Below are 26,655 nucleotides of genomic sequence, written 5' to 3'. Positions count from 1 at the left end.
GATGACCGAGAAAAAGATCACCCAAAAAAAGGCCCGGGGCAAAACCCCGGGCCTTTTTTGTCTCAACCCTTCGGGCCAATCAGCCCTTCAGGATGGTGCGGCCGGCATAGCGGGCGGAGGAGCCCAGCGCGCTCTCGATACGGATGAGCTGGTTGTATTTCGCCACGCGATCGGTGCGCGCCAGGCTGCCGGTCTTGATCTGACCGGCATTGGTCGCGACCGCGATGTCGGCGATGGTCACGTCCTCGGTCTCGCCCGAACGATGGCTGATGATGCTGGTGAAGCCCGCGCGATGCGCGATCTCAACCGCTTCCAGCGTCTCGGTCAGAGTGCCGATCTGGTTCACCTTCACAAGGATCGAATTGCCGGTCTTCTCGGCAATGCCGCGACGCAGGCGCGCCGGGTTGGTCACGAACAGATCGTCGCCGACCAGCTGCACGCGGCCGCCCAGCTTCTCGGTCAGCAGCTTCCAGCCCGCCCAGTCATCCTCGGCGCAGCCGTCTTCGATCGAGAAGATCGGGTATTTGGCGACGAGGGCTGCCAGATAATCCACCATGCCGGCGGAATCGAAGCTCTTGCCCTCACCTTCCATGTTGTAGACGCCGTCCTTGAAGAATTCGGTCGACGCGCAGTCGAGCGCGAAGACGACATCCTCACCGGGGCGGTAGCCGGCCTTCTCGCAAGCCATGGTGACGAAATCGAGCGCCGCATCGGCCGAGCCGATATTCGGGGCGAAACCGCCTTCGTCGCCGACATTGGTGTTGTGGCCGGCGTCGTGCAGCGCCTTCTTCAGCGTGTGGAAGATTTCCGCGCCGATCCGCACCGCTTCGGCGACGCTGGACGCACCCACCGGCATGACCATGAATTCCTGGATGTCGATGGGGTTATCGGCATGCTGGCCGCCATTGATGATGTTCATCATCGGCACCGGCAGGGTACGCGCATCGACACCACCTAGGTAGCGATACAGCGGCAGGTCGTAATCGATGGCGGCGGCCTTGGCGACGGCCAGCGAGACCGCCAGCATGGCGTTGGCACCCAGGCGGCCCTTGTTCGGCGTGCCGTCCAGATCGATCAGCAGATTGTCGATCATGACCTGTTCGGCGGCTTCCATGCCGCCCAGCGCCTCGAAGATCTCGCCTTCGATATTGGCGACGGCCTGGGTCACGCCCTTGCCGAGGAATTTCGCCTTGTCGCCGTCGCGGAGTTCGACCGCCTCATGCGCGCCGGTCGACGCGCCGGACGGCACGGCCGCACGCCCCATGGCACCGGTTTCCAGGAAAACGTCGACTTCAACCGTCGGATTTCCGCGGCTGTCGAGAATTTGGCGAGCGACGATGTCGGCAATGGCGGACATGGTTTTCCCTTCCGGTTTTGGCGTTCGCCCCGGCGTAGAACTGCCGCCGCGGGAAGGCAAGGGCCGTGCGTCGGCACAAACCCCTTAACACGTAACTTTAGTGCAAAAGCCTATTTCGTGCCGAACAGCCGGTCGCCGGCATCGCCCAGACCCGGCCGGATATAGGCGTGCTCGTCCAGTTCCCGGTCCAGCGCCGCGGTGAAAACCGGCACATCCGGGTGGCGGTCCAGCATCACCTGCACGCCTTCCGGCGCTGCCAGCAGAGAGACGAAGCGGATCTGGCTGGCCCCTGCCTTTTTGATGATTTCGACCGCCGCTGCGGCCGAATAGCCGGTGGCGAGCATGGGATCGACGGCAATGACCAGCCGATCCTCGATATCCTCGGGCAGCTTGTTCAGATATTCCACCGGCCGCTTCGTCACCGAATCCCGGTACAGGCCAATATGACCGACGCGGGCAGACGGCACGAGATCCAATAGCCCGTCCAGCAAGCCATCGCCCGCGCGCAACACGGAGACGAAGCAGAGTTTCTTGCCGGCCAGCAGCGGCGCCATCATCGGCTCCAGCGGCGTCTCGATCGGCACCATCTGCAGCGGCAGGTCGCGCATCACTTCATAGCCGAGGAGCAGGCTGGTCTCCTTCAGCAGCTGACGGAAGGCATTGGTCGATTTCTCCCGCCTGCGCATCAGCGTCAGTTTGTGCTGCACCAGGGGGTGACTGACGATCGTCAAATTCGGGAAGGCGGGCATCGGGCCGGAACCCACTTGTTTATCGGTCTGCAAACTCGCCTCCATGATGACCTGCGGCACTGGCCTCGGCACCGCCGCGGGCGCCTGCGGACAGCGCCGCCGTGCCGTCTGATTTTACTTCTGGCTCGGCGCCGAAGTCTGGCCTTGCGGCCGGTGATTGAAAAGATCGCGCAGAAAGCCCGGCGCGATCATCGATAGCGCATTCACATGCACCGCCGGGTTGTTGATCGGCCCGACCAGCTGGAATTTCGCGGCGAAAAGCCCGCCACCCTTCTCCGGACTGAACAGCTTGCCGATGAGCGGTATGTGGCCGAGCAGGGAATTGAAGAAATAGGCTGGCACGATCGTACCCTGAATGTCGAAATTGTTGCGCGGCAGATCGACCGAACCATCGGCCGTGAGGCCGAGCGAGGCGCTATAGGCCCGCGCCTCATGCAGGTCCAGCCGCCGGTCAGCGAGGTGGAACGGCGCCACCATCTTGCTGAAGAACAGCCCCGGCCCGTGCATGAGGTCGACGACGCCATACAGCGTCATCGCCTGCAGCATCTTCGCGACCGTCGGCGCATCGCCGAGCGAGAATTTGTCCATCTCCGCATTGCCGGTCAGCGGGTGGTTCGGCCGGCTGTCGTCATAGGCTCCGGATATGTCGAGCACGCCGCCGGCAATCGCGTCATAGGCATTGGTCGCGCGCAGCAAGCCGCCAAAATCGCCGCTCGTCAGCCGCACCTGCCGCGCCTGGTTCGGCTGCGGCACGACGGTGAGGTGCGACGCCGCCCCGGAAGGCGCGACGGTCAGGGAAACGTCGGCGCTGCGTACCACCACGCCGTCATTCACCACCGTGCCGCGCACGCGGTCCAGCTCGCGCGTTGTCCCGTCAGCGGTCTTGCCGAAGATGATGCGGTCCAGATTGACGGTCGCCCGCCAGGGCGGATGCGGTTTGAATTCGTCCGGGGAGGAGATCTGCGACAAAGCGCTATTGGCCGGCTTCACGCTCGGCGCTGCCTTTTTCGCAGGACCGAAGATACCCGACAGGTCGAGGGCCGGGCCGGCGATCACAATGACATAGGGGTCCGTCTTCGCCGCCGGAAGACCAAAACTGCCGTGCAGGTCGGTGCGGCCCAGTTGCAGCGCATCGATCGTGACGGTCGACAGCCGGCTGCCGGTGAAACCGCTGCGCACCTTCAGGGCCAGGCCCGGCCCGGTGAGGGCGAGATCATCCAGCGCAATGATGCGGCTGCCCTGCAGCGCCACATGCGCGGTCGCGGTCGCGGTGCCGGCGCCGCCTGCCCAGGCGATCTGGCCGACGCTCAGCCGCGATTCCGGAAGCGTGATGGTGGCGTTGATATCCGTCCGCCCGCCGTTCTGGGCGGCCAGCGTCAGGTTGAGATCGGCGGCGCCTTTCAGGATGCCGCCGGTCGGAATATCGGCCGCCGCCAGCTGCGTCTCATCCGCCTGCGCCTTGACCTTCAGCGTGGCGATCACCTTGCTCGGCGGGCCGGCGTTGAAATCGGTGACGAGCACAGCCGTCGCCGGAATCCCGGCCAGCGCCGCGGTGCCGTTCATCGTCAGCCCGTTCATCGTGGCGTCGATGGTGAGATTGCCCTTCGTCAGGTTTCGTCCCAGCAGCAGGTCGCTCAAGATCAGGTTCTGGATCACGTCATGCGTTTGCATCTTGATCTGACCGGTGGTGACGTTGTCATCCAAAGGCAGGCTGAGGCTGAGACTGCCCTGAAAGCTTCCCCCGGTGACGGTCAGCGGCACCGGCAAAGCCTTGAGCAGATGCAGCCGCGGCTGGCTGATGATCGCAACCGCCGAAGCGACCGGACCACTGAGATTGACGGTGATGCTGCCGATCTGATCCTTGGCCGACAGGCCAGTGATGACGATGCCGCTATTGGTGATCGCCTGATCGCCCTGCACGGCATTGGTGACGCCGATTTTGATGGCGTCCATGCCCTGCAACGTGATCGCGCCATTGACCTTGGTCATCGGCGGCAAGGGCGGCAACCATGCGACCGTCAGGCCGGTCGCCGGCAGGCTGCCGGAAACGCCGGTCAGACCGATATTGGAAAAGTCGGGATTGCCCGTCACCACGAACTGAAAATGCCCGTCATGGACGGAGCCGTCCTTGACCTGGGCCTTGATCCATTTGCGCGCGCCATCGGCGAAGCCCGGCGGCCAATAGGATGGCAGATCGTCGGAGGCGAGATGATCCAGCCCCAGACCGATCGTCAGCCCAAGGGTCCGATCCGTGCGCTTGCCCTGGCCGCTGAACGCAATGGTCGGCGGTGGCTGGGCGCTGACGGCTGCCAGCGCGATATGGGAGCTGGGGTCGATCGCGAGATTGTTCTCGTCCCCCGTCAGCAGCAAGCCGAGCGAGGCGATCGGAATGCTCGCGCCATTGATGAGCAGACCGCCGGCGCCGGCCGAGACCGCGACGCGAAAACTGGTGACGACGGCCGCAGCCGAAGCATCAAGCTCGGTCTTGACCTGCAGCGGAAAGGACGGCACCGGCAGATCGCCCGGTAGCTGGATCGCCGCCATCATCCCGGCCGGATTGTCTAGCGCGGCCGCCGTCTGAACAGCCACGTCGCCCTGCGGGGTTTCGGTGAAACTGACCTGCAGGCTCGGCCGCGCGCCGGCCGTCTGCGGCGGCAAGGGTCCCGCGCGGGAGGCGAGCACGGCGGCCACCTGGCCCGTCAGCCCACCGGCATCGCCCCGCACGATGGTGGCGCTCATCTCGCCGATTTGCAGGGCGCGGCCCACAAGCCCTGCCTGGCCTTCGGCGCCCGACGCAGGCTGCAGCGTGACACTGCCGTGGGTGAGCGTGACGCGGCGCAGTTCCGACAGCTGCGCGTCCTTCACCGGCAGCAGATGCTTGTCGCTTTGCGGCGGCTGGCGCAGCACGGCGATGATGTCGCGCAGCGTCTGCCGCAGATCGGTTGCGCGCGCCTGTTCCGCCGTATTCTCAGCGATCTGCTGCGCGGGCGGCGCCCGCCGCATGGTCAGCTGAAGCCCGTCGAGCGTCACGACACGCGGCGCGAAGACACCATGGGCCGCCCAGCCCATCGATAGATCGACGCCGAGATGATCCAGGCCAAGGCTGCGATCATGCGCGTTATCGACGACGTTGATATCGTCGCTCGTCACCCGCAAAGGCTGGTCCGGCCCTTGTTTGAAACCATTCCAGGCAAGCGCCAGATGCCCGACCTCAGCATCGATCGTCGGCGCCGCCACCGCCACGATGCGCGTCAGGCGCGGCAGCGCCCAGGACAGATCGACCGGTCCCTGGGCCAATCGCCAGGCGAAGATCGCGCTTGCGATGGCGACGGCCAGGAAGCCCCATTCGACAAGAATGATCAGGGCATCGAGCGGGTATTTCCACCACCAGCGGCGAGGGTGGAACCAAGGCTTCCGCGCGCCGCCGGATGCCGGGTCTTGACCGTCAGGCGCGGTCATGTCCAGCCTCCGCCGCCATGACCACTGAAACGCCCTTCCATTGGCCGGAGCCGGCCGACTTGGCCTCGGCCGATCGTTTCGTCGAACGCTTCCAGGCCCTGGCCGGCATGGAGGCCGTACCGCTCGCTATGCTGCGGGCAATCGGTGGCAATAGCGAATACCTGGCCGGTCTCAGCCTGCGGGAGAGCGCAACGCTGCTCGCTGTCTGGACCGAGGGACCGGAAGCCGCCATCGCGCTGGCCTTTGCGCGCCTGGGAAAAGTCCGGCCCGATATCACGACCGCGGCACTCGGCGCCGCGATGCGGGACGCGAAGCGCCAAGTGGCGCTCGCGGTGGCGCTCGGCGATATCGGGGGCGTGCTGCCGCTCTCTCGCGTCACCGGCGCGCTGTCGCGCCTGGCCGAGGAGACCTTGCAGCTCGCGGTCCGCCATCTGCTGCTGCACAATCATGCGAAGCGGCGCATCCGCCTGCCCGACCCGAGCGGCGATCCGGTCACAGGGTCCGGCCTGACCGTTCTGGCTCTCGGCAAGCTGGGCGGCCGGGAGTTGAATTATTCGAGCGATATCGACCTCATCGTCTTCTACGATCCGGCAGCCATTGCCTCTCCGCAAGAGACTATAGGCGAGAGTTACACGCGCCTAGCCAGGGATCTGGTGAAGCTGATGGAAGCGCGCGATGGCGGCGGCTATGTCTTTCGCGTCGATCTGCGTCTGAGACCCGATCCTTCGGCCATGCCGCTGGCGATCTCGGTGCCGACCGCCCTCGCCTATTACGAGACCATGGGCCGCAACTGGGAGCGTGCCGCCTTCATCAAAGCGCGGCCGGTCGCGGGCGATATCGCGCTTGGCCTGGCTTTCCTCGACCATCTGCGGCCTTTCATCTGGCGCCGCCATCTCGATTTCGCGGCCATCGCCGATATTCACGCCATGAAACGGCTGATGGATGCGCATCGTGGCGGCCCCATCCCGGAAGGGCAGGTCAATGTCCAGCGCCTGCTCTCCCACAATCTTAAAATCGGTCGTGGCGGCATTCGGGAGATCGAATTCCTCGCGCAATCTCAGCAGCTGGTCTGGGGCGGTCGGGAGCCGATGCTGCGCGTGGGCGCAACCCTGCCCGCCCTGCGGCTTCTGACCCGGCTGCGTCATGTGTCGAGCGACACCGCTGGCGTGCTGACCCGCGCCTATCGTTTCCTGCGTCAGATCGAGCATCGGCTGCAGATGATCGCCGACCGCCAGACCCATAGCCTGCCCGACACGGCCGAGGGCATGGCGACGCTCGCGACCTTCATGGGCTTTCCGTCCGCACAGGCCTTCGCGGATGGGGTGCTGACCCATCTATCGGCCGTGCAGGCCTTGTATGATTCCTTCTTCGAGATGGCGGAGGACGCGGAAAGCCTCACGGTCGGCCATGCCGGTTCCAAAGCACCCGAGCAGACCATCGCGCGCCTTACCGAACTCGGCTTCGCCGATACGCCGCGCATTGTGGAGACCATCCGCCGCTGGCTGTCCGGCCGGCCCCGCGCCCTGCGGTCGGAACGCGCGCGCAGCTTGCTGGAGCCTCTGCTGCCCCCGATCCTGCGCGCCATTGCGGCGCAGCCGCAGCCGGACCAGACCTTCGCCCGCTTCGATCATTTCGTCTCCGGCCTGCCGGCGGGCGTGCAGCTGTTCTCGCTGTTCAGCCGCAACCCCGCGCTGATCGATCGCATCGCCGTGCTGCTCGGCGCCGCACCCGGCCTCGCCGATCACCTCGTCAATCATCCCGGTTCGCTGGAAGGCCTGCTGGGATCGGAAGAAGCGCGGTCGGACCCGTCTCGTGCGCTGCGCGCTCAGCTGGTCGATGCCTCAACCTTCGAGGATCGCATCGGCCTGACCCGGCATTTCGTGAGCGAGGAGCATTTCCGCATCGGCGTCGCGACGCTGGAAGGCCGCATGGATGTCGATGCCGCCGGCATCGCGCGCACCGCACTCGCCGATGCAGCACTTGCGACCATCCTGGATGCCGTCGTCACCCAGCAGATCCTGCGTTACGGCGCGCTGCGCGGCGCCACCTGGGCCGTGCTGCTGCTGGGCAAGGGCGGCAGTCAGGAAATGATGCCGGGCTCAGACCTCGATCTCATGTTCATCTATGACCGGAAGGACGATGTGGAGGTGAGTGACGGACCCAGACCGCTCGCCTCCAGCCAATGGGTCGCACGGCTCGTCACAGCCTTGACCGGTGCATTGACCGCGCAAGGCGTCGAAGGGCCGCTCTATAAGGTCGATATGCGGCTTCGGCCCTCCGGCAATCAGGGACCGGTCGCGGTCAGCCTTGCTGCCTTCCGCAAGTATCACGCCGAGCAGGCCTGGACCTGGGAGCAGATGGCGCTGACCCGCGCCCGCGCGGTTACGGGCGCGCCCGCTTTCCTGCCTGTCGTCGAAGACGCATTGCGAGAGGCGCTGCGTCCGCGCCGGGCGCCCGAGGTGCTCCGCCGCGATGCGCTCGACATGCGGCGACGCATGCTGAGGGATCTGCCGCCTGCCGGCCCCTGGGACGTCAAGCTCATCCCCGGCGGCGCGATGGAGGTGGAATTCATCGCCCAGGTGCTGCAACTCACCCATGGCGCCCAGCACCCGGAATTGCGCAGCACGGTGACGCGCGTCGCCCTTGGCAATCTGGTGGCGGCCGGGCTGATCCCCCAAGCGGAGGGCCGGGCCATCATCGCGGCTGACCATCTCTGGCGCACCATTCAAAGCATGCTGCGCCTGACGGTCGGGCTGACGGCAGCGCCGGAACTGCCCGAAGCCTCTGGCCGCATTCTGCTGGCGGCCACGCGCGACGCGACCATGCCGGAACTCCGCTCGCGTATGGAAAAGACCGCCGCTCTGGTCCGCGCCGCTTTCATCCGGCATATCGGCGATCCGGCCCTGCCCGACACCACGCCAAAATCCTGAGGAAGAAACCATGAGCTTGAACGAAGGCGATGCCGCCCCTGACTTCACCATGCCCGCGACAGCCGGCCGCACGGTCGCCCTGGCGGATTACGCAGGCAAACCCTTCCTGCTCTATTTCTATCCCAAGGCCGACACCACGGGCTGCACCAAGGAAGCTTGTGCCTTTCAGGAAGCGCTGCCGCAGCTCGGCCATCTCGGCCTCGACGTCATCGGCGTCTCTCGCGACCCGATGAAGGCGCTGGAGAAATTCGCCGAGAAATACAGCCTCACCTTCCCGCTCGCGTCTGACGCCGAAGGGGCCGTGACCGAGGCCTATGGCACCTGGGTCGAGAAATCCATGTATGGCCGCAAATATATGGGCATCGAACGCGCAACGTTTCTGATCGGGCCGGACGGCAAAATCGCCAGGATCTGGCATAAGGTCTCGGTCACCGGCCATGCCGCCGAGGTTCTGAAGGCGGCCAAAGCCCTCGGCTAAGCAAGGCCCATCGGCTGAAAGAAAAAACAATGATCGTCGTCATGGGCATTTTTGCCGCAGACCTCATCTTCCATACGCCGAAGCTGCCGGCCTGGACGGAAACCGTCATCGGCAGCGGCTTCGGCATCGGGCCTGGCGGCAAAGGCTCCAACCAGGCGATCGCGACCGCGCGGCTGGGCGGGACCGTGGAATTTCTGGCCAAGATCGGGCAGGATAATTTCGGCGCCATGGCACGCGGCATCTATGCCAACGAGGGCGTCGGCACGCGCTTTCTGCACGAAAGCACCGATCTGCCGACCGGGGCGGCTGCCATCATCATCGACGACAAGGCGGCCGAGAATGCCATCATCGTCGTGCCGGGCGCGGCCGCCGCGCTGACCACGGATGAGATCGACGCGGCGGCGGACGTCATCGGCAGCGCGGCCGTCTTTCTGACCCAGCTTGAGACGCCGCTGCCGCTCGTCGTCCATGCGCTGCGTCTGGCCCGCGCGAAGGGGGTGAAAACCATCCTCAATCCCGCGCCGGCGGCCGCGCTCTCAGCGGATTTGCTGTCGCTCGTCGATATCCTGACGCCGAATGAGACCGAGGCCGCGATGCTGTCGGGCCTGCCCGTCACCAATACGGCCGAGGCTGAAGCGGCGGCCGATGCGCTGATCGCGCGTGGTGCCGGCGCGGTCATCATCACGCTGGGCGAAAAAGGCGCGCTGCTGCGCCAGAAGGGCGAGACGATCCTGGTGCCGGCGGTCCGCGCGGGCGCGCTGGTCGATACGACCGGTGCGGGGGACAGCTTCAATGCCGCTATCGCCGTCGCGCTCTCCGAAGGGCTTCCGATGGCTGAAGCCCTGCACTTCGCCTGCGCGGTCGCCGGGCTGAAGGTGACCCGTGCCGGCGCGGGCGCGGGCATGCCGATGCGCGCCGAGGTCGATGCGCTGCTGGCCGCAGGCTGACCGCCACGCCATAAAAAAGGCCGCCGAGGCAAAACCCCGGCGGCCTTTTTTGTCTGAAGCCAAGCCTCAGAAAATCTCGCGGAACACGAAGAACAGCAGACCCGACAGCGCAATCGCGACCGGAAGCGTAAGAATCCAGGCCGAAGCCAGTTTGACGATCGTGCTGCGTTGCAGGCCAGACCCTTGGGCCACCATGGTGCCGGCAACACCGCTCGACAGAATATGCGTGGTCGAAACCGGCAGGCCCCAAACCTCCGCCATCGAGATGGTGGCGGCAGCGACGATCTCGGACGCCGCACCCTGGGCGTAGCTCAAATGCGTCTTGCCGATACGCTCACCCACCGTCGTCACGATGCGCTTCCAGCCGACCATGGTGCCAAGGCCGAGGGCAATGGCGACAGAGACCTTCACCCAGGTCGGGATGAAGCGCGTGCCTTGTTCCAGCTCCGCCTTATAGGCTTTCAGCGTCTTGGTCTCATCCGCCGACAGCGAGCCGGGATTCTTGGCAAGCGCCGTCACGGCAGCGTCGGTCAGATACATGTCGTTGCGGATATTGGCCGATTCCGCTGCCGGCACGCGGGAGAAGGCGCCGTAGCTATGGACCTCGTCCGCAATCGTATGCGCCAGGGTGCTCAGCGCCGCGAAGGCTTCGGGGCTCGAAATCGTCTTCTTGTTCAGGGCGTCATCCACCCGCTGACGCGCCTCGGCGGCCTCCACTTTCGTCGCGTCCTGGGCGGCATGGGCATCGAAGACCGCGGCGGCATTCTTGCTGGCCGCGACGAAGGTCGGCGTATGGCTTTCCGGCACGGTACGATTGAGGGCGAAGGCCGTCGGCGCCACGCCGATCAGGATCAGCATGATCAGGCCCATGCCCTTCTGGCCGTCATTCCCGCCATGGGCGAAGGAGACGCTGGTGCAGGTCAGCACCAGAATGGCGCGGATCCACAGCGGCGGCGGATTGCGGCCTTCCGGCGCCTCATACAGTTTCTTGGAACGGATCACCGCTTTCATGATCAGCAGCAGCAGCGCCGCCAGCACGAAGCCCGCGACGGGGCTGAACAGCAGGCCCTTGAGCACGCCGATCGCCGCCCCCCATTGCACGCCGGCGGTCGGGTGACCGGCCGGCGCCATCAGCTGATTAGCCAGGCCGACACCGATGACCGAGCCGATCAGCGCATGGGAGGAAGAATTCGGGATGCCGAACCACCAGGTCAGCAGGTTCCAGCCGATGGCCGAAAGCAGCAGCGCGAAGATCATCGCGAAACCCGCACCGCTGCCGACATTGAGCACAAGGTCGTTCGGCAGCAGAGCGATGATGGCATAGGCGACCGCACCGGACGAGGTCAGCACGCCGAGGAAATTGAAGAAGCCGGACCAGACGACGGCAATCGTCGGCGGCAGACTATTGGTATAGATGACGGTCGCGACCGCATTCGCGGTATCGTGGAAACCGTTTACGAATTCGAAACCGAGCGCGATGAGCAGCGCGATGCCCAGCAGCAGGAAAGCGCCGATGGCCAGGGGCGAACTGCCGGCATCCTGCATATCCGCGACCAGGCCATAGACCGCGTAACCCAGGCCGCAAACGAGCAGAAGCGCGAATACCGGCACCGTCGCCCAATGGCGCGGACCGCCGGAGTGCCGATCGCCGGAGCCGGGGCTACCCAGACCCTGACGAGACGCTGCTATATCCGACATATCCTGACCCTGTACCGTTTCGGAACCGACTTAACGGCTCGAACGCAAACAGGCGATGAAAGGTTTTGTTACAGTTTGATTTTAAAGCCGCTGGCTGCCCAAAGCGGCAGGCATGCCGGCGCTTCAGCGCATGAGAAGCGCGCGCAATCCCTCAAGCTGGCCGAGCATCTCGGTCAGGGCGCCGCGCAGGCGCAGGATCTCGTCGTCCTTGGCCGAGAGAGCGGAGGGTAGCGTCGCGATGGCGGACGTCCCCTGGCTGGACCGCGGGATGAAGCGTAGCGGAAGATTGACCGTCACCGTCGCTTCAGCCACCGGCTCCTCAGGCGAATGGTCGGACAGCAGCGCTTCGCTGTCGGTCTCGCCCTCGCTGTCCTGATCGTCGAGCAGCGGTGGTGGAATATCATCGGCCAGGCGGCCGCCGCCCTCGCGCAGCAGGCGCTGCACGCCCTTGATCGTATAGCCCTGGGTATAGAGCAGATGCGCGATCCGCCGCAGCAGCGTGACATCGTCGGGCCGGTAATAGCGGCGACCGCCACCCCGTTTCAGCGGCTTGACCTGGCTGAACTTGGTTTCCCAGAAGCGCAGAACATGCTGCGGTATATGAAGATCGTCCGCTACTTCGCTGATCGTGCGAAAAGCCGTCGGCGCCTTCTTGGGTTTGGCGCGGCCGGCGTGATCGTCATCGTCGCGGGGGAGAGGAATGGCGCTCATGAATCTGCACCGTCATCCTCAACGACCTCACCATTGACGGTGCCTTTCAGCACCTGGCTCGGCCGGAACACCAAAACCCGCCGCGGCAGGATCGGAACCTCGACCCCGGTCTTCGGGTTGCGACCGATACGGCGGCCCTTCTGTCTGACAGAAAAGGTCCCGAAGCCACTGATTTTAACAGATTCACCAGCTTCAAGCGCCGTCGAAATTCGTTCCAGGACGGCTTCCAACAGGTCAGCCGACTCGTTACGCGACAGGCCAACCTGTGCGTAGATCGTCTCGGCCAGCTGGGCGCGCGTCACTGTACTCATGCTGTAACGGTAGCATTGCCAGCCGCTGAGTCAACGAATCCTTCACCATCAAGGCTTTGGCACGCGGATGTTTTATCCGTGGCGAAGAGAAGGCGGGAAGCGACTAAGCATGCAGCTTAGATGCGGACGAGCGCGGAACCCCAGACCAGACCGCCACCGAGCGCTTCCATCAGCACCAGCTGGCCGGGCTGAATACGGCCGTCGCCCAGGGCTTCGGCCAGCGCCAGCGGAATGGAGGCGGCCGAGGTATTGGCATGCCGGTCGACGGTGATGACGACCCGCTCCGGTGCCAGACCAAGCTTGCGGCCCATGCCCTCGATAATTCGAATATTGGCCTGATGGGGTACCAGCCAATCGACCGCGCCGCGCTCCAGATTATTCGCGGCCAGCGCTTCCTCCACGCTTTCCGACAAGCGCTGCACGGCATGGCGGAAAACCTCGCGCCCGTTCATGCGCAGCTTGCCGGGCAACGGCTGGCCCGCGCTATCGGCGACACCGATGGCGCCATCCACGTACAGGATGTCACCAAGCGCGCCTTGCGCATGCAGATGGGTCGACAGAATGCCCTGCTCGCCCTCGCCCGCCTCGGCGCGCAGAAAGACCGCGCCGGCACCGTCACCGAACAGCACACAGGTGCCACGGTCGGTATAATCGAGGATGCGGGAGAAGACCTCCGCACCGATCACCAAGGCGCCACGCGCCCGGCCGGCCCGGATCAGCTCATCCGCGACCGACAGTGCATAGACGAAGCCCGCGCAGGCGGCCGAGACATCGAAACCGAAACCGGTCTGGATGCCGAGCGCCGCCTGAACGCGCACGGCGACGGAGGGGAATGCCTGATCGGGCGTGCTGGTGCCGACGATGATAAGGTCCACGTCATCCGGCGTCGCCCCTGCCGTGTCCAGCGCGCGGCGGGCGGCCGCGACGGCCATGGAGGTCGTGGTCTCGGCGCCTTCGGCGCGATAGCGCTGGTGGATGCCCGTGCGTTCGCGGATCCAGGCGTCGGAGGTGTCGACGAGTGCCGCCATCTCATCATTCGTCACGACGCGGCCCGGCAGAAAGCCGCCCGCGCCCGCCAATACGGAACGGATGCGCGCTGTCACGATTCTCTACTTTGCCTCAGCCAAGGGCGGTTCTTCGGAGGGCGCCAGGACGTCAGCGGACAAAGCCGCCTCCGTCTCCGCCAGCTTTTCCTGTTCGGCAAGCTTGCGCAGACCGTCGGCGATCCCCGCCGTGAAACCGTGCTCGACCATGTTCATCGCGACATCGACGGCATGGGCGAAGCCCAGCGCATCCGTGCCGCCATGGGATTTCACCACGACGCCGTTCAAGCCGACCATGACAGCGCCGTTATAGCGCCGCGGGTCCAGCCATTCGCGTAGCCGATCAAGACCGGTGCGGGCGAACAGATAGGCGATCTTGGCAGAAAGACTGCTGGTGAAGACCTGACGCAGCAACCCGCCCATGAGCTTGAGCGCGCCTTCGCCCGTCTTCAGCGCCACATTGCCGGTGAAACCATCGGTCACGATCACGTCCGTCGTGCCGGCGGCAATGTCATGGCCTTCGACGAAACCATGGAAGCGGCTGCCGATATGGCTGCTGCGCAGCACATCCGCTGCCCGGCGCAGCCGCTCGTCACCCTTCAGCTCTTCCGAGCCGACATTGAGCAGGCCGATGCGCGGTTCGGGAATGCCGAGGACGGTGCGGGCGAACATCTCACCCATCACCGCGAATTCGACCAGATTGCGGGTGTCGCAGACGACATTGGCGCCGAGATCGAGCATGACGACATCGCCCCGCGCCGAAGGCACGGTCGCGGCCATAGCCGGACGATCGATGCCCGGCAGGGTCTTCACGACGATCTTGGCAAGCGCCAGCAGCGCGCCGGTATTGCCGGCCGAAACCACACCGCTCGCTTCCCCGCCCGCCACCGCGTCGATCGCGAGGCGCATCGAGCTGTCGCGCATGCGCAAAGCCACCGTGGGCTTCATATCCCCGGTGACCACTTCCGCCGCATGACGAACGGTACTGGCCGCGCGCGCCCGCTTATATTTCGCGAGCAGCGTGGTCAGCCTGGCTTCGTCGCCGACGAGAAGGAAACGTCCGCCGGGATGGCGCTCGGCCGCAAGGTCAAGCCCTGCGACCACCATCTCCGGCGCGTCATCGCCGCCCATCGCATCAATCGCCAAGGCAAACTGCGCGGACTTGGGTTCGCCCATGGCCGCTTCCGTTATACCTTGAAGGGAAGACACGATGCGGCGCGGGTCCGGTTAGGCCCGGACCGTGCCTTTAAGCGCCTTGCCAGCGCCGACAACTTCACGGCCGTCATAATGACCGCAGTGGCTGCAAACGTGGTGAGGGCGCTTCAGCTCGCCGCAATTGCCGCATTCGGCAAAGCTCGGAACCGTCAGAGCCTGATGGCTGCGGCGCATCCCGCGGCGGGACGGCGACGTCTTTCTTTTGGGAACGGCCATCGCCGGAACCCCTTTCTCGTTAATAGACCATCGCCCAACCGGACGAAGTCAAACTGACTTAGATTGGCGTGAGGCGGGCCAGTTAGCAGACTGCCCCCCTTGCGGCAAGCGCAGGCCGCACACGGACTGCACAACCCTTTCATGTGCCTGCCTCGCCCCGTGGAGCGCAGGACAAGCGACTCGGGGTCGCAACGCCTGAATTCCGCCCCTACTGCTTCTGGGCGAGCTTCTTCAGAATGGCAAAAGCATTGCCTTCTTCTTCAACTGTCTCCTCGAAGACGATGCCGGGCTTGCGCGGATAGGGCACCAGCGACAGGGCATATTCCTGCACCATCGCCTCCCCCAGATCGAGGGTCGCATCTTCGTACAGGACCTCGTCCGGGCCGTCGTCATAGGCGACAGGCGTATCTTCATCGTCCTGCAGCGGCGTTTCCTTGGTCACGAATCGAATCGTGAACAGGCTGTCCGTGGGCTCGGTGAAGTCTTCCAGCGAGACCACACAGGTCCGCACGGCGCGAGCACGGATCTCACCATGGGCCAGGAATTCGTCGCGCGGCTTGCGGTTGAGGCGGATCGTCGCGCTGAAGGACAGGAGTTCGACCAGGCCCAGCCGCTTGGCGAGGGCGACACATTCGTCAGGCGTCGCCTCGATGGTTCGGAGGGTTTCGTTCTGGCCGATCTGTGCTGCGAGCACAGGGCGGGAAAATTCGGGCGTCATGATCTGAGGGTCTTCATCCATCGGCTTTACCCGCCAGCCCTGGTGTCCATCCTGGTCCAGGCTCGGGATTAACATCACGATAGTCCCTTCCGGGACGAGTTGACAGCGGATCAGGGGCATGACACCCACCCCGCTTGCGATGTGGGGTCTCTGTTTCGTCTCCGCAGCGCTTCTGCCGCTGGCCTCATGCCTGCCCCCGATGCCGAGCGGAGATGAGACGAAGGAATGAGCCGAGTGTCCGAAACTGCTTCGCCGCGTCGCCAGACGAGCTTTCGCCGCGCTGCTGCCGTTGCCTGTCTGGTCATCGGCCTGCCGCTGGCGGGCTGCAGTTTCTTCCAGGCTCAGTCGACCACACGCGGCGACCCGATCGACGCTGACGCGCTGAAGCAGTTGACGCCCGGCACCACGACGCAGGCCGATGCGACCGCGCTGCTCGGCTCGCCGACGACGCATGAGACCTTCAACGACAATTCCTGGATCTATATCAGCCAGATCACCCGCCCGCGCGTCGGCCGGCTGCCGGGCGTGCTGGAACAGCGCGTGGTGGTCCTGAATTTCGACCAGAGCGGCGTGCTGCAGAAGGTCAATGTCTATGACAAGGCCGATTCCAAGAACGTCGGCATGGCACCGGGCACCACACCCACACCGGGTGCCTCGGCCTCCGTCCTGCAGCAGCTTTTCGGCAATATCGGTCGCTTCAACGGCGGCGGCGGCTCGACCGGCGGGTCGAGCGCCGGCGGCGGCGGCGTCAATGGCGGCGGCCCGAGCTTCTAAAGCTTGATAGGGGCAGACGGCGTCTTCAGCCTTCTGCCCTTTTAGAAATGGCTCCAGCCGTGATGGGCGATCGCCATCGGGCGGCCTTTCCCATCCAGCACGCGCACCTGCATCTCTCCGGCCAGGAATCTGCCGATCCGGGTGAGCGGCACGCCGCGGAGGCGGCATTCATCGGCCAAAGCCTCGCCTTTTCCGGGCGGCACGGCCAGCAGCAATTCATAATCATCGCCGCCGCCGAGGCAATTGGCGAACCAGTCCGGCCCGGCCGCGCGCGCGGCCGGCGATAGCGGCACCGCTTCGGCTTCGACCTCCGCACCGCATCCCGCCAAACGGCAGAGATGTCCCAGGTCCTGCAACAACCCGTCCGAAACATCGATCGCGGCGGAAACCGCCCCGGCCAGCGGCAGGCCCAGACGCGGGGAAGGCACACAGTAGCGCCGACGAAGAAAACCCGTGGCATCGGTGAGCTTGCCGAGCGAGACGGCGAGGCCCAGCGCACCGTCACCGATGGTGCCCGTGACCCAAACCTCATCACCCGGCTTGGCGCCACGGCGACGGACAGCCTGGCCCGGCGCCACATGGCCGATGATGGTCAGCGACAGCGTCACCGGCCCTGGCGTGCTTGTCGTATCGCCCCCCAGCAGGGACAAACCATAGATGGCCTGATCCCGGCCGAGACCGGCGGCGAAACCCGCGAACCAGGCGTCCGGCGTATCGGACGGCGCCGACACGGTCAGCAGATAGCCGAGCGGATCAGCCCCCATGGCCGCAAGATCCGACAGGTTCACCCGCAGCAGTTTCTGCGCGACACCGTCGGCCGGATCATCCGGCAGGTAATGCACGCCGGCGACCATCGTATCGGCCGCCATCACCAACTCGCGCCCTGGCGGCGGCGCCAGCACCGCCGCGTCATCTTCCAGATTGAGCGCAGCCGGCCCCGCAAGCGCGCGGAAATGCCGGCCGATGAGGTCGAATTCGGGCGGCAGAGCCTCTGCCGGCGGGGACAAGACCAGGCTCCTTAGGGCGCGGGCAGATCCGCGGGCGCCGCGGCCGCGAATTCTCCCGGACGGGCCTCGCGGCCGAGCGTATCGAGCAGGCCGTTCACCAGCTTGGGCTCGTCGCCATGGAAGAAACCATGCGCCACATCGAGATATTCATTGATGACGACGCGAACCGGCGGGCCGTCGGTCATGGACAATTCCGCCGCCGCCGCCCGCAGCAAAGCGCGCAGCACCGGGTCCAGCCGCTCGAAAGGCCAGTCGGTCGGCAGGTGTTCCGATATCCGCTGATCAATCTGCGGTTGCCCCAGCACCGCCGCGCGCACGATGGCGCTGAACAGCGGCAGATGCGCGTCCGGGACGCGCCCTTCCTCGAAACTCTCGGTGCCAGCAGCCTTGCCCAGCCGATGGCGGGTGAACTGGTCGATGACGGTCTCGGCGTTTTCCTCGGCCTGTTCGCTCTGGAACAGCGCCTGCACGGCGGCGACGCGTGCGCCCGTGCGCGGGCGCCCCTGAGCCGGGCGCCCCTGCGGCTTGCCGCCCTTGGAACCGGTCATCAGATGCGCCCCAGGTGATGGACGAGTGCCACCTGCTTCAGCATCGCGATCGCCGCTTCCGCGCCCTTGTTATGCTCGGCGCCCGAGCGGGCCTCGGCCTGCGCCAGGGTATCGACGGTCAGCAGGGCGGTGCCGAGGCAAAGCTTATGCTCCAGCGCCACCTTCAGGATGCCGTCCATGGCCGCGCGGCAGATGAAGTCGTAATGGTCGGTCTCACCCTTCACGACGCAGCCGATGACGATAAAGGCGTCGAAACGCTCGGCGGCGGCGGCAATGCGCAGCGCCTGCGGCAATTCGTAGGCGCCGGCAATCTCGACGGTCTCATGCTCCGCCTCGATCCGGTCCAGCACGGCGCGGGCGCCGTCAGCCATGCCGTTTACGACCGCCTTGTAATAGGGCGCCGTAATGATGAGGACGGAGGGCAGCGTGCCTTCCAGCGCCGGGATATCGCCCAGGACAGCGTCAGCGGTACTCATTGCGCCGTTCCTTCGCCAGAGACAGACGCCGCCTGCCCATGTTCATCGAAGGGCTGCTGATCGACGATATTGAGGCCGAAGCCTTCCAACGCAATCAGGCTGCGCGGGTGGTTAGTCAACAAAATCATATCCTTAACACCAAGATCGATCAGGATCTGCGCGCCGATGCCGTATTGGCGGAGCACATGATCCTCGGCCCGCTCAGCGACGCTGAGACCGAGCTTGCGGGCGATGGCGCCCGGCTGGTTGTCCCGCAGCAGAACGATGACGCCCCGCCCCGCTTCGGCAATGGTCCGGCTGGAGGCGGCGAGTGCGTGATGGCCCGTGCCCAGCAGATCCGTCACCGGATCGACGCTATGGACACGAACCAAGGACGGACCGGGCGCCGTCAGATCGCCCTTGACCATCGCCAGATGCTCGGCGCCGGTCAGGCGGTCTTCGAAGACCTTCACCGCCCAGTCGCCACCCTCCAGATCGCCGGTCCAGGTCTCGTAGGACCGCGTGACCAGCTTTTCCGTGCGGCGGCGATATTGGATGAGATCGGCGATCGTGCCGAGCTTGATATTATGGCGCTGCGCGAAAGCGACGAGTTCCGGCAGCCGCGCCATGGTGCCGTCTTCGTTCATCACCTCGCAGATGACGCCCGACGGGTTGAGGCCGGCGAGACGGGAAATATCGACCGCCGCTTCCGTATGCCCGGCCCGCACCAATGACCCGCCGTCGCGGGCGGAGAGCGGGAAAATATGACCCGGCGTCGCGATTTCCTCGCGCGGATTCTCGGAATTGATGGCGACCGCGACCGTACGCGCGCGGTCGGCCGCGGAAATGCCGGTGCTGATCCCGTGCCGCGCCTCGATCGAGATCGTGAAGGCCGACGCATGGCGGGACCGGTTATGGGCGCTCATCAGCTGCAACCCGAGCTGATGCACCCGCGTCTGGGTCATGGCCAGGCAGATCAGCCCGCGCGCATGGCGCGCCATGAAATTGATCGCCTCGGTCGTCGCGAATTGCGCGGGAATGACCAGATCGCCCTCATTCTCGCGATCCTCGTCATCCACGAGAATGAAAATGCGCCCGGCACGGGCCTCCTCGATGATCTCGGATGTCGGCGAGATATACTCGTGGAGAGACTGGGTTTTCATCATCGTCACAGGTCGCGCTCCGTCAGCCGCGCGACATACCGCGCCAGCATGTCGATCTCCAGATTGACAGCATCACCGACAGCCAGCGTCCCGAAGGTCGTTTCCTCGGCGGTATGGGGGATGATGTTCACGCCGAACACATCACCCTTCACCTCGTTCACCGTCAAGGAGACACCGTCGATGGCAATGCTGCCCTTCGACGCGATGAAGCGCGACAGGGCGGCCGGCACCCGGAAGCTCCAGCGCGTGGAGCCGTTCTCGACGGTGGCGGCAATCACCTCGCCCAAGCCGTCGACATGGCCGGAGACGATATGGCCGCCCAGTTCGTCACCGAGTTTCAGCGCGCGTTCCAGATTGATGCCACGGCCGACTTGCCAGCCGCCGAGCGTCGTCTTGGACAGGCTTTCGGCCGAAACTTCGACGGAGAAGGAGGTGCCGTCCATCTCGACGACCGTCAGGCAGCAGCCGGAACAGGCGATCGACGCGCCGAGGATAACGCCCGGCATCCCCGTCCATTCGGCCTTGTCCTGCGGCACCGCGATGCGCAGCCGCATATCCGCGCCGTCACCGATCGGCTGGACCTCGGCGACTTTGCCGACACCGGAAATGATACCTGTGAACATCTTTTGCCTCTTTCGCCCGCCAGTCTGGCCCGCTAACCGGTCTCGGGCTCGGGCTCCAGCTTGTCCCCGAGCTGCCCCAGGAACTGCTCGAAATCGCGGGCCTCGCGGAAATCACGATAAACGCTTGCGAAGCGGACATAGGCGACGTCGTCCACTTCCTTCAAGGTATCCATCACCAGCTCGCCGATCTGCTTGCTGGGCACATCGCTCTCGCCGCTCGACTCGAGCTTGCGGACGATGCTGTTGACGATGCGCTCGATCCGCTCCTCCTGCACCGGACGCTTGCGCAGCGCGATGCGGATGGAGCGGGAGAGCTTGTCGCGGTCGAAGGGCACACGGCGCTGGTCGGATTTGACGACGACCAGCTCGCGCAACTGCACCCGTTCGATGGTCGTGAAGCGCTGGCTGCAGGCGCCGCAGAACCGGCGCCGGCGGATCGCCGTCCCATCTTCGCTGGGACGGCTGTCCTTCACCTGCGCATCGTCATGACCACAGAAGGGGCAGCGCATTCAGGCAGGGCCCTTAGTTCGGGTAGATCGGGAAGCGCGCGCAGAGGGCCTGGACCCGCTTACCCACTTCCTGCTCGATCAGCGCATTGCCGCCTTCCTCGTTCGACCCGGCAAGACCCGTCAGAACCTCGTCGATCATCTCACCGACCTGGCGGAATTCCTCCGGACCGAAGCCGCGCGTGGTCGCGGCGGGCGTGCCCAGACGGATGCCGGAGGTGATGGCCGGCTTCTCTGGGTCGAAGGGGATGGCGTTCTTGTTGGCGGTCATATGGGCGCGTTCCAGGCTGGCTTCGCCCACCTTGCCGGTCACACGCTTCGGCCGCAGATCGACCAGCAGCAGATGCGTGTCGGTGCCGCCGGTGACGATGTCGAAGCCGCGCTCCACCAGGGTCGCGGCCAGAACCTTCGCATTCTCGGCGACGGCTTTGGCATAGGTGCGGAATTCGGGGCGCAGCGCCTCGCCGAAGGCGACCGCCTTGGCCGCGATGACATGCATCAGCGGGCCACCCTGCAGGCCGGGGAACATCGCCGAGTTGATCTTCTTGGCGAGGTCGGGGTCGTTGGTCAGGATCATGCCGCCGCGCGGACCGCGCAGGGTCTTATGCGTCGTCGTGGTCGCGATATGGGCATGCGGGAAGGGGCTGGGATGGACGCCCGCCGCCACCAGGCCGGCGAAATGCGCCATATCGACCATGAAGATCGCGCCGACTTCATCGGCAATCTTGCGAAAGCGGGCGAAGTCGATGACGCGGGGATAGGCCGAGCCGCCGGCAATGATCAGCTTGGGCTTGTTGGCGCGCGCCTTCTCCTCCAGCTCCTCATAGTCCAGCAGACCGTCTTCGCGGCGGACGCCATACTGCACGGCGTTGAACCACTTGCCGGACATATTGGGCGCGGCGCCGTGGCTGAGATGGCCGCCGGCAGCCAGGCTCATGCCCAGGAAGGTATCGCCCGGCTGCAGCAGCGCCAGCATGACACCGCCATTGGCCTGCGCGCCGGAATGCGGCTGCACATTGGCGAAGTCGCAACCGAACAGCTGCTTGGCCCGGGAAATCGCGAGTTCCTCAGCGATATCAACCGCATAGCAACCGCCATAGTAACGACGACCGGGATAGCCTTCGGCGTATTTATTGGTCAGAACGCTGCCCTGGGCTTCCAGCACGGCGCGCGAGACGATGTTCTCGCTCGCGATCAGCTCGATACCGTCCTGCTGCCGACCGAGTTCCTTTTTAAGGGCGACGGCGAGTTCCGGATCGGTTTCCTCGACGGAGGCCGAAAAGAACCGGGCAAGGCTGGCGGCGGGCGACTGCTCGTTCATATGCAACGTTCCTGTTGGACGGGCCCGGCCGGGTTAGGACAAGGACGGATCGACCGGGCGCGCCTTGTAACACGGGCCGCTATCCCTGGTGAACCGCCGCCTTCCCAAAGCTGGGTTGCCTGTCATGATGACTGTAGGGGTTCTATGGTGCGGTTCGCTCACAGAGAGGTTCTTGCTCATGACCGACAGCCGCTTCCCTCAAACCCGTCTGCGCCGGAATCGCTACGATGCCTGGACGCGGCGGTTGGTTGCGGAAAATAAACTGTCCGTCGATGACCTGATCTGGCCGATCTTTCTGCGCGACGGCACCGGCGACCCGACCGAGGTCAGCTCCATGCCCGGCGTGCAGCGCGTGACGCTGGGGGGCTTGGCCGCCCATGTCGAGACCGCCGCCAACCTTGGCATTCCCGCCATCGCCCTGTTTCCGGTGACGCCGCCCGAGCGCAAGGACGCTGAAGGTACCGAGGCCGGCAATCCGAACAACCTCATCTGCTCCGCCGCGCGCATCCTGAAGCGCGAATTCCCCGAAATCGGCCTGATCGGCGATGTCGCCCTCGACCCCTATACCGATCACGGCCATGACGGCGTCATCCGCGACGGCTATGTCGCCAATGACGAATCGATCGAGGTTCTCTGTCGTCAGGCGCTGGTGCAGGCGGAATCGGGCATCGACATCATCGCCCCATCGGACATGATGGACGGGCGCATCGGCGCGATCCGCCGGATGCTGGATCAGTCCGGGCTGATCCATACCCGCATCATGAGCTATGCCGCCAAATATGCGAGCGCCTTCTACGGACCCTTCCGCGACGCGCTGGGCAATGCCGGCTCGCTCAAGGGCGACAAGAAGACCTATCAGATGGACCCCGCCAATTCCGACGAGGCTTTGCGCGAAGTGGCGCTGGATATCGCCGAGGGCGCGGACATGATCATGGTCAAGCCCGGCATGCCTTACCTGGATATCATCCGCCGCGTGCATGACCGCTTCGAGGTCCCGACCTTCGCCTATCAGGTGTCCGGCGAATACGCGATGATCATGGCCGCCGCCCGAAACGGCTGGCTGGACGAGGAGCGGGCGATGATGGAAAGCCTGCTTGCCTTCAAGCGCGCCGGCTGCCGTGGCGTGCTGACCTATTTCGCCCCGGCGGCCGCCAAGGTGCTCAGCCGATAACGGAAGCCGCCGCTCTGCTGTCGCCCGCGGCTTCATGCCGCGGGTCTACCCGGTGGGGCGCCATCACGGCGTTTTGGCGCCACACCGGGTAGGTCCGCGCAATAAATACGCGGATGACGAATTTGGGTGCTATATCGAAACGTATTCCGTCTTTGCCGATGCCGTGCGACAATGCCCGTGATGGCAAAGCAGTCCCAACTCGCCGATGAACCGGGGCTTTTCGGCTCGGTTCCGTTAGACAACAACGAGACTTCCCCAGCCGTGCCGGGAGCCGAAGGCCATCGCGCCCGGATGCGCGACCGGCTGCTGCGGGCCGGGCATGAGGCCCTGGCCGACCACGAATTGCTCGAAATGCTGCTGTTCCTGGGTCTGCCGCGACGGGACACCAAGCCGATCGCGCGCGCCCTCGTCAGGCGCTTCCGCAGTTTCGCGAACGCCATTGCCGCGACCCCGCAGGAATTGCGGGAGATCGAGGGGCTGGGCGAATCCGGCATTGCCGCCCTCAAGACGGCGCAGGCCGCCGCTATCCGGCTCATCCGGGCGGAAGTGCTGGACCAGCCGATCCTCGCCACCTGGGACCGTATCATCGACTATCTGATCGCGGTTATGGCGCGGGAGAAGGTGGAGCATTTCCGCGTGCTCTATGTCGACACGAAAAACCGGCTGATCGCGGATGAGGCGCAGAGCCGCGGCACGGTCAACGTCACCTCCGTCTATCCGCGCGAAATCATGCGCCGGGCGCTGGAGCTGAACGCCTCGGCCGTGATCCTGGCCCATAACCACCCGAGCGGAAATCCCGCACCCTCGCGTCAGGATATCGACATGACGCATGCGATACAGGCCGCGGCAGCACCGCTATCCATCAGGCTGCATGACCATATCATCATCGGCAACGGCCAATGGGTCAGTCTACGGAAAGAGGGTCTGTTTTAGGCGCTGCCCTAAATGCCGTCCTTAGCCCTTGCACGAAAACGTGTCCCCAAGGGGCGGAAAAAATTGCACTTAATCGTAGTTTAGCCCCAAATGGGGCATGACGACGGTGAAGGCATTCCGCGATAGAAATTGGCCTAGTTCGCCTGGATTGTGGCCCGGCGAAACAGGTGCGTTTGCCCGTTGCGGTCCTATCCGCAGCCCAGTTTGATTTATCGCATCATAAGATTGGATTCATTATTTTAGCGATGAGGCGGCTCGGCAGCATAAAGCAGACCCAGCTGGACAAGGTCGGTGCCGAACGCCGCGCTTCTCCGCTCATCCTGCATCGCGCCATGCTGCTGCTCGCGGGTATCTCCATTCTCGCCTTAGCGCTGGTTCACTATGGTATCGCCTTGGGTCTGCCCCCCGCCGTCTCGGTCAAATCAGCGCAGCCCGATCTTTGCGCCTTGGCAGCCCTGGCTCTTCTCGCTATCGGGGCCGCCCCCGGCCCTTCCGCATCCTTCGCCCGGCGATGCACCGCGCTCTGCGCCGCCGGTCTTGCCGTCATGGTGACCTTGGGTCATTGCGCAGACCGTCTTTTTAGCGTTTCGCAGACCGCCAACGTCGCCCCTCAATTAGGGGATATGTCGGCACCCGATATGCTGGCTTTCGTTGCCTGGCCGGTCGGCGTCCTTCTTCTTGCCATCGGCGAGGGACTTTTGCTCTGCCGCCTCCGCCCTGGGCGCGCAACGTTATGGGCCGCAGCGCTGTGGAGCTGCCTGCCCCTTATCGGCTTCGCCATCAGATTCGATCATTTCCAAACGGCATCGACCCTGCTGCTCGCCGTCAGCAGCCTATCGATCGCTGGTGCCGCGCTGCTGAGCGGCGTCGACCGCAAGCCCCGCACCGCGCCCGCCGACGCGGTCGGCAACCAGCTTATGGCGATGTCCGACATCGGCTTCGATCTGCTGACCGGCCTGTTGACGCGCAACAGTTTCGAACGTTTCGTCGAAACGCAGACGGCGACGCAGTCCGCCGCCATGATGCTGGTCGATATCGATCGTTTCCGCGCCGCCAACCACGTCCTGGGCAATAAAGTCGCGGACGACATCCTGATTGAAATCGCGAAACGCCTTCGCGCCCTGGCGGCACCTCATCCCGTCGCGCGCACGGGCAGCGATGAATTCGCAATCTTCTGCCATCCGATCGCGGAGGACGCGGCCCAGGCCAAGGCGCAGCAGCTGGTGGCCACCATGGCGCGCCCCTTCGCCCTCAGCGATGGCCGGAATTTCTATCTCACCGCCAGCGTCGGCCTGGCCCATAGCGCGACCGACGGTGTGGGTGATCTGCGTGACGCCGCGGACGAGGCCGTCTTCATCGCGAAGAATCAGGGTGGCAATCAGGCGGTCTCGTTCCTGCGCACGCAGCATGACGAGCGGATCGAGCGTGTCGGCCTGGAACAGGATCTTTATACCGCCTTCCGCAGCGATGATGAGCTGTTCCTCGTCTACCAGCCGATCATCAGCCTGCGCGACCATAGTGTCATCGCGATCGAGGCGCTGGCGCGCTGGCAGCATCCGACGGCCGGTCTGGTGCCGCCGTCCCGCTTCGTCGGCATCGCGGAAACCGCCGGCCTCTTCAGCGGTCTGGGTGCCAAGATCCGCGAGCTCGCGGTCCGGCAGGTCGCGGCCTGGCGCGACAGCGGCATCACCAACCTGCCGGTCGTCAATCTCAATATCTCGCCATTGGAACTATCGCGCGCCGATGTTCCGGGCACACTCAGCGCCCTTGTCGATCGTTACGGGCTGGAGCGCAGCACCTTCTGTCTTGAAGTGACCGAAGGCGCCTTCGCCGATGAGGATGCCTCACGCGCGCTGCAGGTGGCGCGGGATGCGGGTTTTCTGGTCGCCATGGATGATTTCGGTGTCGGCTATTCCTCGCTGGCGCAATTGCCGAAACTGCCGCTGACCTCCCTCAAGCTTGATCGCGGCTTCCTCAGCCTTGCCCGCAACGGCGATGACGGAATCAGCCTCTTCGCGACCATCGTTCAACTCGCCCATGTCCTGAAACTGCCGGTCGTCGCGGAAGGCGTGGAAACGCCGGCCGAACTGGCCGTCGCCGCCGATTGCGGCTGCGATTTCGTGCAAGGCTATTTCTTTGCCCGTCCGCTCTCCCCGGCGCAGATGGAGCTTTGCCTGCGCAGCGCGACTGAACTGGGCGGGCCGATCCGCCTGATCTCCCCACCCCTCATCCCCGGCAGGGCCGGTATGTCGGCGACCTGCACAACCGGCACGACCGGCGCCCCCATCCTGAGCTGCACCATCTGAGCGGCAAGACCTCGAT

Annotated in this window: 23 protein-coding genes and 1 pseudogene; 7 read left to right on the top strand and 17 right to left on the bottom strand. The window is 65.0% G+C overall.

Translation table 11 applies throughout. From position 1 onward, the window contains the following. Nucleotides 1-79: 79 nt before the first annotated feature. The 3 genes from eno to ACELLULO517_RS21575 all read right to left on the bottom strand — a co-directional run bounded on the left by eno (nt 80) and on the right by ACELLULO517_RS21575 (nt 5,565). A complete protein-coding gene (gene eno, locus ACELLULO517_RS21585) occupies nt 80-1,357 on the bottom strand; it encodes a phosphopyruvate hydratase (RefSeq protein WP_227309496.1) in 1,278 nt (425 codons plus the stop codon). Nucleotides 1,358-1,467: 110 nt separating this feature from the next. Further along, nucleotides 1,468-2,106, bottom strand: coding sequence for a uracil phosphoribosyltransferase (gene upp, locus ACELLULO517_RS21580; protein WP_227309537.1), 639 nt, complete (start codon nt 2,104-2,106; stop codon nt 1,468-1,470). Between the two features lie 114 nt (nt 2,107-2,220). Further along, on the bottom strand, nt 2,221-5,565 hold the full coding sequence (locus ACELLULO517_RS21575) for a DUF3971 domain-containing protein (RefSeq protein WP_227309495.1): 3,345 nt from the start codon (nt 5,563-5,565) through the stop codon (nt 2,221-2,223). Between the two features lie 17 nt (nt 5,566-5,582). Here ACELLULO517_RS21575 and ACELLULO517_RS21570 point away from each other — a divergent pair, with 17 nt between their 5' ends. From ACELLULO517_RS21570 to rbsK, 3 genes are read left to right on the top strand one after another with little or no spacing between them, the layout of a single operon-like run. After that, nucleotides 5,583-8,495, top strand: coding sequence for a bifunctional [glutamine synthetase] adenylyltransferase/[glutamine synthetase]-adenylyl-L-tyrosine phosphorylase (locus ACELLULO517_RS21570; RefSeq protein ID WP_227309494.1), 2,913 nt, complete (start codon nt 5,583-5,585; stop codon nt 8,493-8,495). Between the two features lie 10 nt (nt 8,496-8,505). After that, nucleotides 8,506-8,973: a thioredoxin-dependent thiol peroxidase gene (gene bcp, locus ACELLULO517_RS21565; RefSeq protein ID WP_227309493.1), complete on the top strand. Its 468-nt coding sequence runs from the start codon at nt 8,506-8,508 to the stop codon at nt 8,971-8,973. Nucleotides 8,974-9,002: 29 nt separating this feature from the next. Then, nucleotides 9,003-9,920 carry a ribokinase gene (gene rbsK / locus ACELLULO517_RS21560; RefSeq protein WP_227309492.1) on the top strand — a complete coding sequence of 306 codons (918 nt, stop codon included), beginning with the start codon at nt 9,003-9,005 and terminating at the stop codon, nt 9,918-9,920. 66 nt (nt 9,921-9,986) lie between these two features. On the opposite strand, the gene ACELLULO517_RS21555 is transcribed toward rbsK, so the two are convergent. The 7 genes and pseudogenes from ACELLULO517_RS21555 to ACELLULO517_RS21525 all read right to left on the bottom strand — a co-directional run bounded on the left by ACELLULO517_RS21555 (nt 9,987) and on the right by ACELLULO517_RS21525 (nt 15,853). Continuing rightward, nucleotides 9,987-11,618, bottom strand: a complete 1,632-nt coding sequence (locus ACELLULO517_RS21555) for an inorganic phosphate transporter (protein ID WP_227309491.1) — start codon at nt 11,616-11,618, stop codon at nt 9,987-9,989. Nucleotides 11,619-12,034: 416 nt separating this feature from the next. After that, nucleotides 12,035-12,329 (bottom strand): annotated as a pseudogene (locus ACELLULO517_RS29205) (MerR family transcriptional regulator); the annotation flags it as partial. Continuing rightward, the gene (locus ACELLULO517_RS21545) at nt 12,326-12,640 is read right to left on the bottom strand and encodes an integration host factor subunit alpha (RefSeq protein WP_227309489.1); all 315 of its coding nucleotides are present in this window, start codon (nt 12,638-12,640) and stop codon (nt 12,326-12,328) included. The pseudogene ACELLULO517_RS29205 and the gene ACELLULO517_RS21545, both read right to left, overlap by 4 nt. Nucleotides 12,641-12,756: 116 nt before the next feature. Then, entirely contained in the window at nt 12,757-13,743 is a 987-nt protein-coding gene (locus tag ACELLULO517_RS21540) for a beta-ketoacyl-ACP synthase III (protein ID WP_319796446.1), read from the bottom strand. Nucleotides 13,744-13,749: 6 nt separating this feature from the next. Then, nucleotides 13,750-14,859 carry a phosphate acyltransferase PlsX gene (plsX, locus tag ACELLULO517_RS21535; protein ID WP_227309488.1) on the bottom strand — a complete coding sequence of 370 codons (1,110 nt, stop codon included), beginning with the start codon at nt 14,857-14,859 and terminating at the stop codon, nt 13,750-13,752. Nucleotides 14,860-14,910: 51 nt separating this feature from the next. Beyond that, complete coding sequence (rpmF, locus tag ACELLULO517_RS21530) at nt 14,911-15,114, bottom strand: 50S ribosomal protein L32 (RefSeq protein ID WP_227309487.1); 204 nt, start codon at nt 15,112-15,114, stop codon at nt 14,911-14,913. A 208-nt stretch (nt 15,115-15,322) separates the two neighbouring features. Next, nucleotides 15,323-15,853 carry a YceD family protein gene (locus tag ACELLULO517_RS21525; RefSeq protein WP_227309486.1) on the bottom strand — a complete coding sequence of 177 codons (531 nt, stop codon included), beginning with the start codon at nt 15,851-15,853 and terminating at the stop codon, nt 15,323-15,325. A 213-nt stretch (nt 15,854-16,066) separates the two neighbouring features. On the opposite strand from ACELLULO517_RS21525, the gene ACELLULO517_RS21520 reads away from it, so the two are divergent. Next, nucleotides 16,067-16,606, top strand: coding sequence for an outer membrane protein assembly factor BamE (locus ACELLULO517_RS21520; RefSeq protein WP_227309485.1), 540 nt, complete (start codon nt 16,067-16,069; stop codon nt 16,604-16,606). 41 nt (nt 16,607-16,647) lie between these two features. Here ACELLULO517_RS21520 and thiL read toward each other — a convergent pair whose 3' ends face one another. Genes thiL through glyA form a run of 7 tightly spaced genes read right to left on the bottom strand, consistent with a single transcriptional unit; the run spans nt 16,648 to nt 22,229 of the window. Beyond that, nucleotides 16,648-17,613: a thiamine-phosphate kinase gene (gene thiL, locus ACELLULO517_RS21515; protein WP_227309484.1), complete on the bottom strand. Its 966-nt coding sequence runs from the start codon at nt 17,611-17,613 to the stop codon at nt 16,648-16,650. An 11-nt stretch (nt 17,614-17,624) separates the two neighbouring features. Next, nucleotides 17,625-18,161, bottom strand: coding sequence for a transcription antitermination factor NusB (nusB, locus tag ACELLULO517_RS21510; RefSeq protein ID WP_227309483.1), 537 nt, complete (start codon nt 18,159-18,161; stop codon nt 17,625-17,627). After that, entirely contained in the window at nt 18,161-18,637 is a 477-nt protein-coding gene (ribH, locus tag ACELLULO517_RS21505; RefSeq protein ID WP_227309482.1) for a 6,7-dimethyl-8-ribityllumazine synthase, read from the bottom strand. The genes nusB and ribH overlap by 1 nt, the downstream gene beginning before the upstream one ends. Continuing rightward, nucleotides 18,634-19,779: a 3,4-dihydroxy-2-butanone-4-phosphate synthase gene (ribB, locus tag ACELLULO517_RS21500; RefSeq protein WP_227309535.1), complete on the bottom strand. Its 1,146-nt coding sequence runs from the start codon at nt 19,777-19,779 to the stop codon at nt 18,634-18,636. Before ribB ends, ribH begins: the two co-directional genes overlap by 4 nt. Nucleotides 19,780-19,784: 5 nt before the next feature. Next, the gene (locus ACELLULO517_RS21495; protein WP_227309481.1) at nt 19,785-20,402 is read right to left on the bottom strand and encodes a riboflavin synthase; all 618 of its coding nucleotides are present in this window, start codon (nt 20,400-20,402) and stop codon (nt 19,785-19,787) included. 32 nt (nt 20,403-20,434) lie between these two features. Further along, nucleotides 20,435-20,911, bottom strand: a complete 477-nt coding sequence (gene nrdR, locus ACELLULO517_RS21490) for a transcriptional regulator NrdR (protein ID WP_227309480.1) — start codon at nt 20,909-20,911, stop codon at nt 20,435-20,437. Nucleotides 20,912-20,924: 13 nt separating this feature from the next. After that, nucleotides 20,925-22,229, bottom strand: a complete 1,305-nt coding sequence (gene glyA, locus ACELLULO517_RS21485) for a serine hydroxymethyltransferase (protein WP_227309479.1) — start codon at nt 22,227-22,229, stop codon at nt 20,925-20,927. Between the two features lie 178 nt (nt 22,230-22,407). Between glyA and hemB the strand changes: the two genes are divergently transcribed. The 3 genes from hemB to ACELLULO517_RS21470 all read left to right on the top strand — a co-directional run bounded on the left by hemB (nt 22,408) and on the right by ACELLULO517_RS21470 (nt 26,639). Beyond that, nucleotides 22,408-23,400 carry a porphobilinogen synthase gene (hemB, locus tag ACELLULO517_RS21480; protein ID WP_227309478.1) on the top strand — a complete coding sequence of 331 codons (993 nt, stop codon included), beginning with the start codon at nt 22,408-22,410 and terminating at the stop codon, nt 23,398-23,400. A 180-nt stretch (nt 23,401-23,580) separates the two neighbouring features. Continuing rightward, the gene (gene radC / locus ACELLULO517_RS21475; RefSeq protein ID WP_227309477.1) at nt 23,581-24,333 is read left to right on the top strand and encodes a RadC family protein; all 753 of its coding nucleotides are present in this window, start codon (nt 23,581-23,583) and stop codon (nt 24,331-24,333) included. Nucleotides 24,334-24,578: 245 nt separating this feature from the next. Further along, nucleotides 24,579-26,639: a putative bifunctional diguanylate cyclase/phosphodiesterase gene (locus ACELLULO517_RS21470; RefSeq protein ID WP_227309476.1), complete on the top strand. Its 2,061-nt coding sequence runs from the start codon at nt 24,579-24,581 to the stop codon at nt 26,637-26,639. Nucleotides 26,640-26,655: the final 16 nt, after the last annotated feature.

This window comes from Acidisoma cellulosilyticum, from assembly GCF_020621385.1.
GTDB lineage: Bacteria > Pseudomonadota > Alphaproteobacteria > Acetobacterales > Acetobacteraceae > Acidisoma > Acidisoma cellulosilyticum.
The sequence above is the reverse complement of the archived record's forward strand: the minus strand, read 5'-3'. Positions and strand labels throughout refer to the sequence as shown.

Excerpts from the sequence above, each read along its gene's own strand:
- rpmF (WP_227309487.1), bottom strand. The coding sequence starts at position 15,114 with ATGGCCGTTCCCAAAAGAAAGACGTCGCCGTCCCGCCGCGGGATGCGC.
- ACELLULO517_RS21495 (WP_227309481.1), bottom strand. The coding sequence starts at position 20,402 with ATGTTCACAGGTATCATTTCCGGTGTCGGCAAAGTCGCCGAGGTCCAG.
- rbsK (WP_227309492.1), top strand. The coding sequence starts at position 9,003 with ATGATCGTCGTCATGGGCATTTTTGCCGCAGACCTCATCTTCCATACG.
- eno (WP_227309496.1), bottom strand. The coding sequence starts at position 1,357 with ATGTCCGCCATTGCCGACATCGTCGCTCGCCAAATTCTCGACAGCCGC.
- glyA (WP_227309479.1), bottom strand. The coding sequence starts at position 22,229 with ATGAACGAGCAGTCGCCCGCCGCCAGCCTTGCCCGGTTCTTTTCGGCC.
- radC (WP_227309477.1), top strand. The coding sequence starts at position 23,581 with ATGGCAAAGCAGTCCCAACTCGCCGATGAACCGGGGCTTTTCGGCTCG.
- bcp (WP_227309493.1), top strand. The coding sequence starts at position 8,506 with ATGAGCTTGAACGAAGGCGATGCCGCCCCTGACTTCACCATGCCCGCG.
- ACELLULO517_RS21525 (WP_227309486.1), bottom strand. The coding sequence starts at position 15,853 with ATGGATGAAGACCCTCAGATCATGACGCCCGAATTTTCCCGCCCTGTG.
- nrdR (WP_227309480.1), bottom strand. The coding sequence starts at position 20,911 with ATGCGCTGCCCCTTCTGTGGTCATGACGATGCGCAGGTGAAGGACAGC.
- ribB (WP_227309535.1), bottom strand. The coding sequence starts at position 19,779 with ATGAAAACCCAGTCTCTCCACGAGTATATCTCGCCGACATCCGAGATC.
- ACELLULO517_RS21575 (WP_227309495.1), bottom strand. The coding sequence starts at position 5,565 with ATGACCGCGCCTGACGGTCAAGACCCGGCATCCGGCGGCGCGCGGAAG.
- nusB (WP_227309483.1), bottom strand. The coding sequence starts at position 18,161 with ATGACCGGTTCCAAGGGCGGCAAGCCGCAGGGGCGCCCGGCTCAGGGG.
- ACELLULO517_RS21570 (WP_227309494.1), top strand. The coding sequence starts at position 5,583 with ATGACCACTGAAACGCCCTTCCATTGGCCGGAGCCGGCCGACTTGGCC.
- upp (WP_227309537.1), bottom strand. The coding sequence starts at position 2,106 with ATGCCCGCCTTCCCGAATTTGACGATCGTCAGTCACCCCCTGGTGCAG.
- ACELLULO517_RS21545 (WP_227309489.1), bottom strand. The coding sequence starts at position 12,640 with ATGAGTACAGTGACGCGCGCCCAGCTGGCCGAGACGATCTACGCACAG.
- ribH (WP_227309482.1), bottom strand. The coding sequence starts at position 18,637 with ATGAGTACCGCTGACGCTGTCCTGGGCGATATCCCGGCGCTGGAAGGC.
- hemB (WP_227309478.1), top strand. The coding sequence starts at position 22,408 with ATGACCGACAGCCGCTTCCCTCAAACCCGTCTGCGCCGGAATCGCTAC.
- ACELLULO517_RS21555 (WP_227309491.1), bottom strand. The coding sequence starts at position 11,618 with ATGTCGGATATAGCAGCGTCTCGTCAGGGTCTGGGTAGCCCCGGCTCC.
- plsX (WP_227309488.1), bottom strand. The coding sequence starts at position 14,859 with ATGGGCGAACCCAAGTCCGCGCAGTTTGCCTTGGCGATTGATGCGATG.
- ACELLULO517_RS21470 (WP_227309476.1), top strand. The coding sequence starts at position 24,579 with ATGAGGCGGCTCGGCAGCATAAAGCAGACCCAGCTGGACAAGGTCGGT.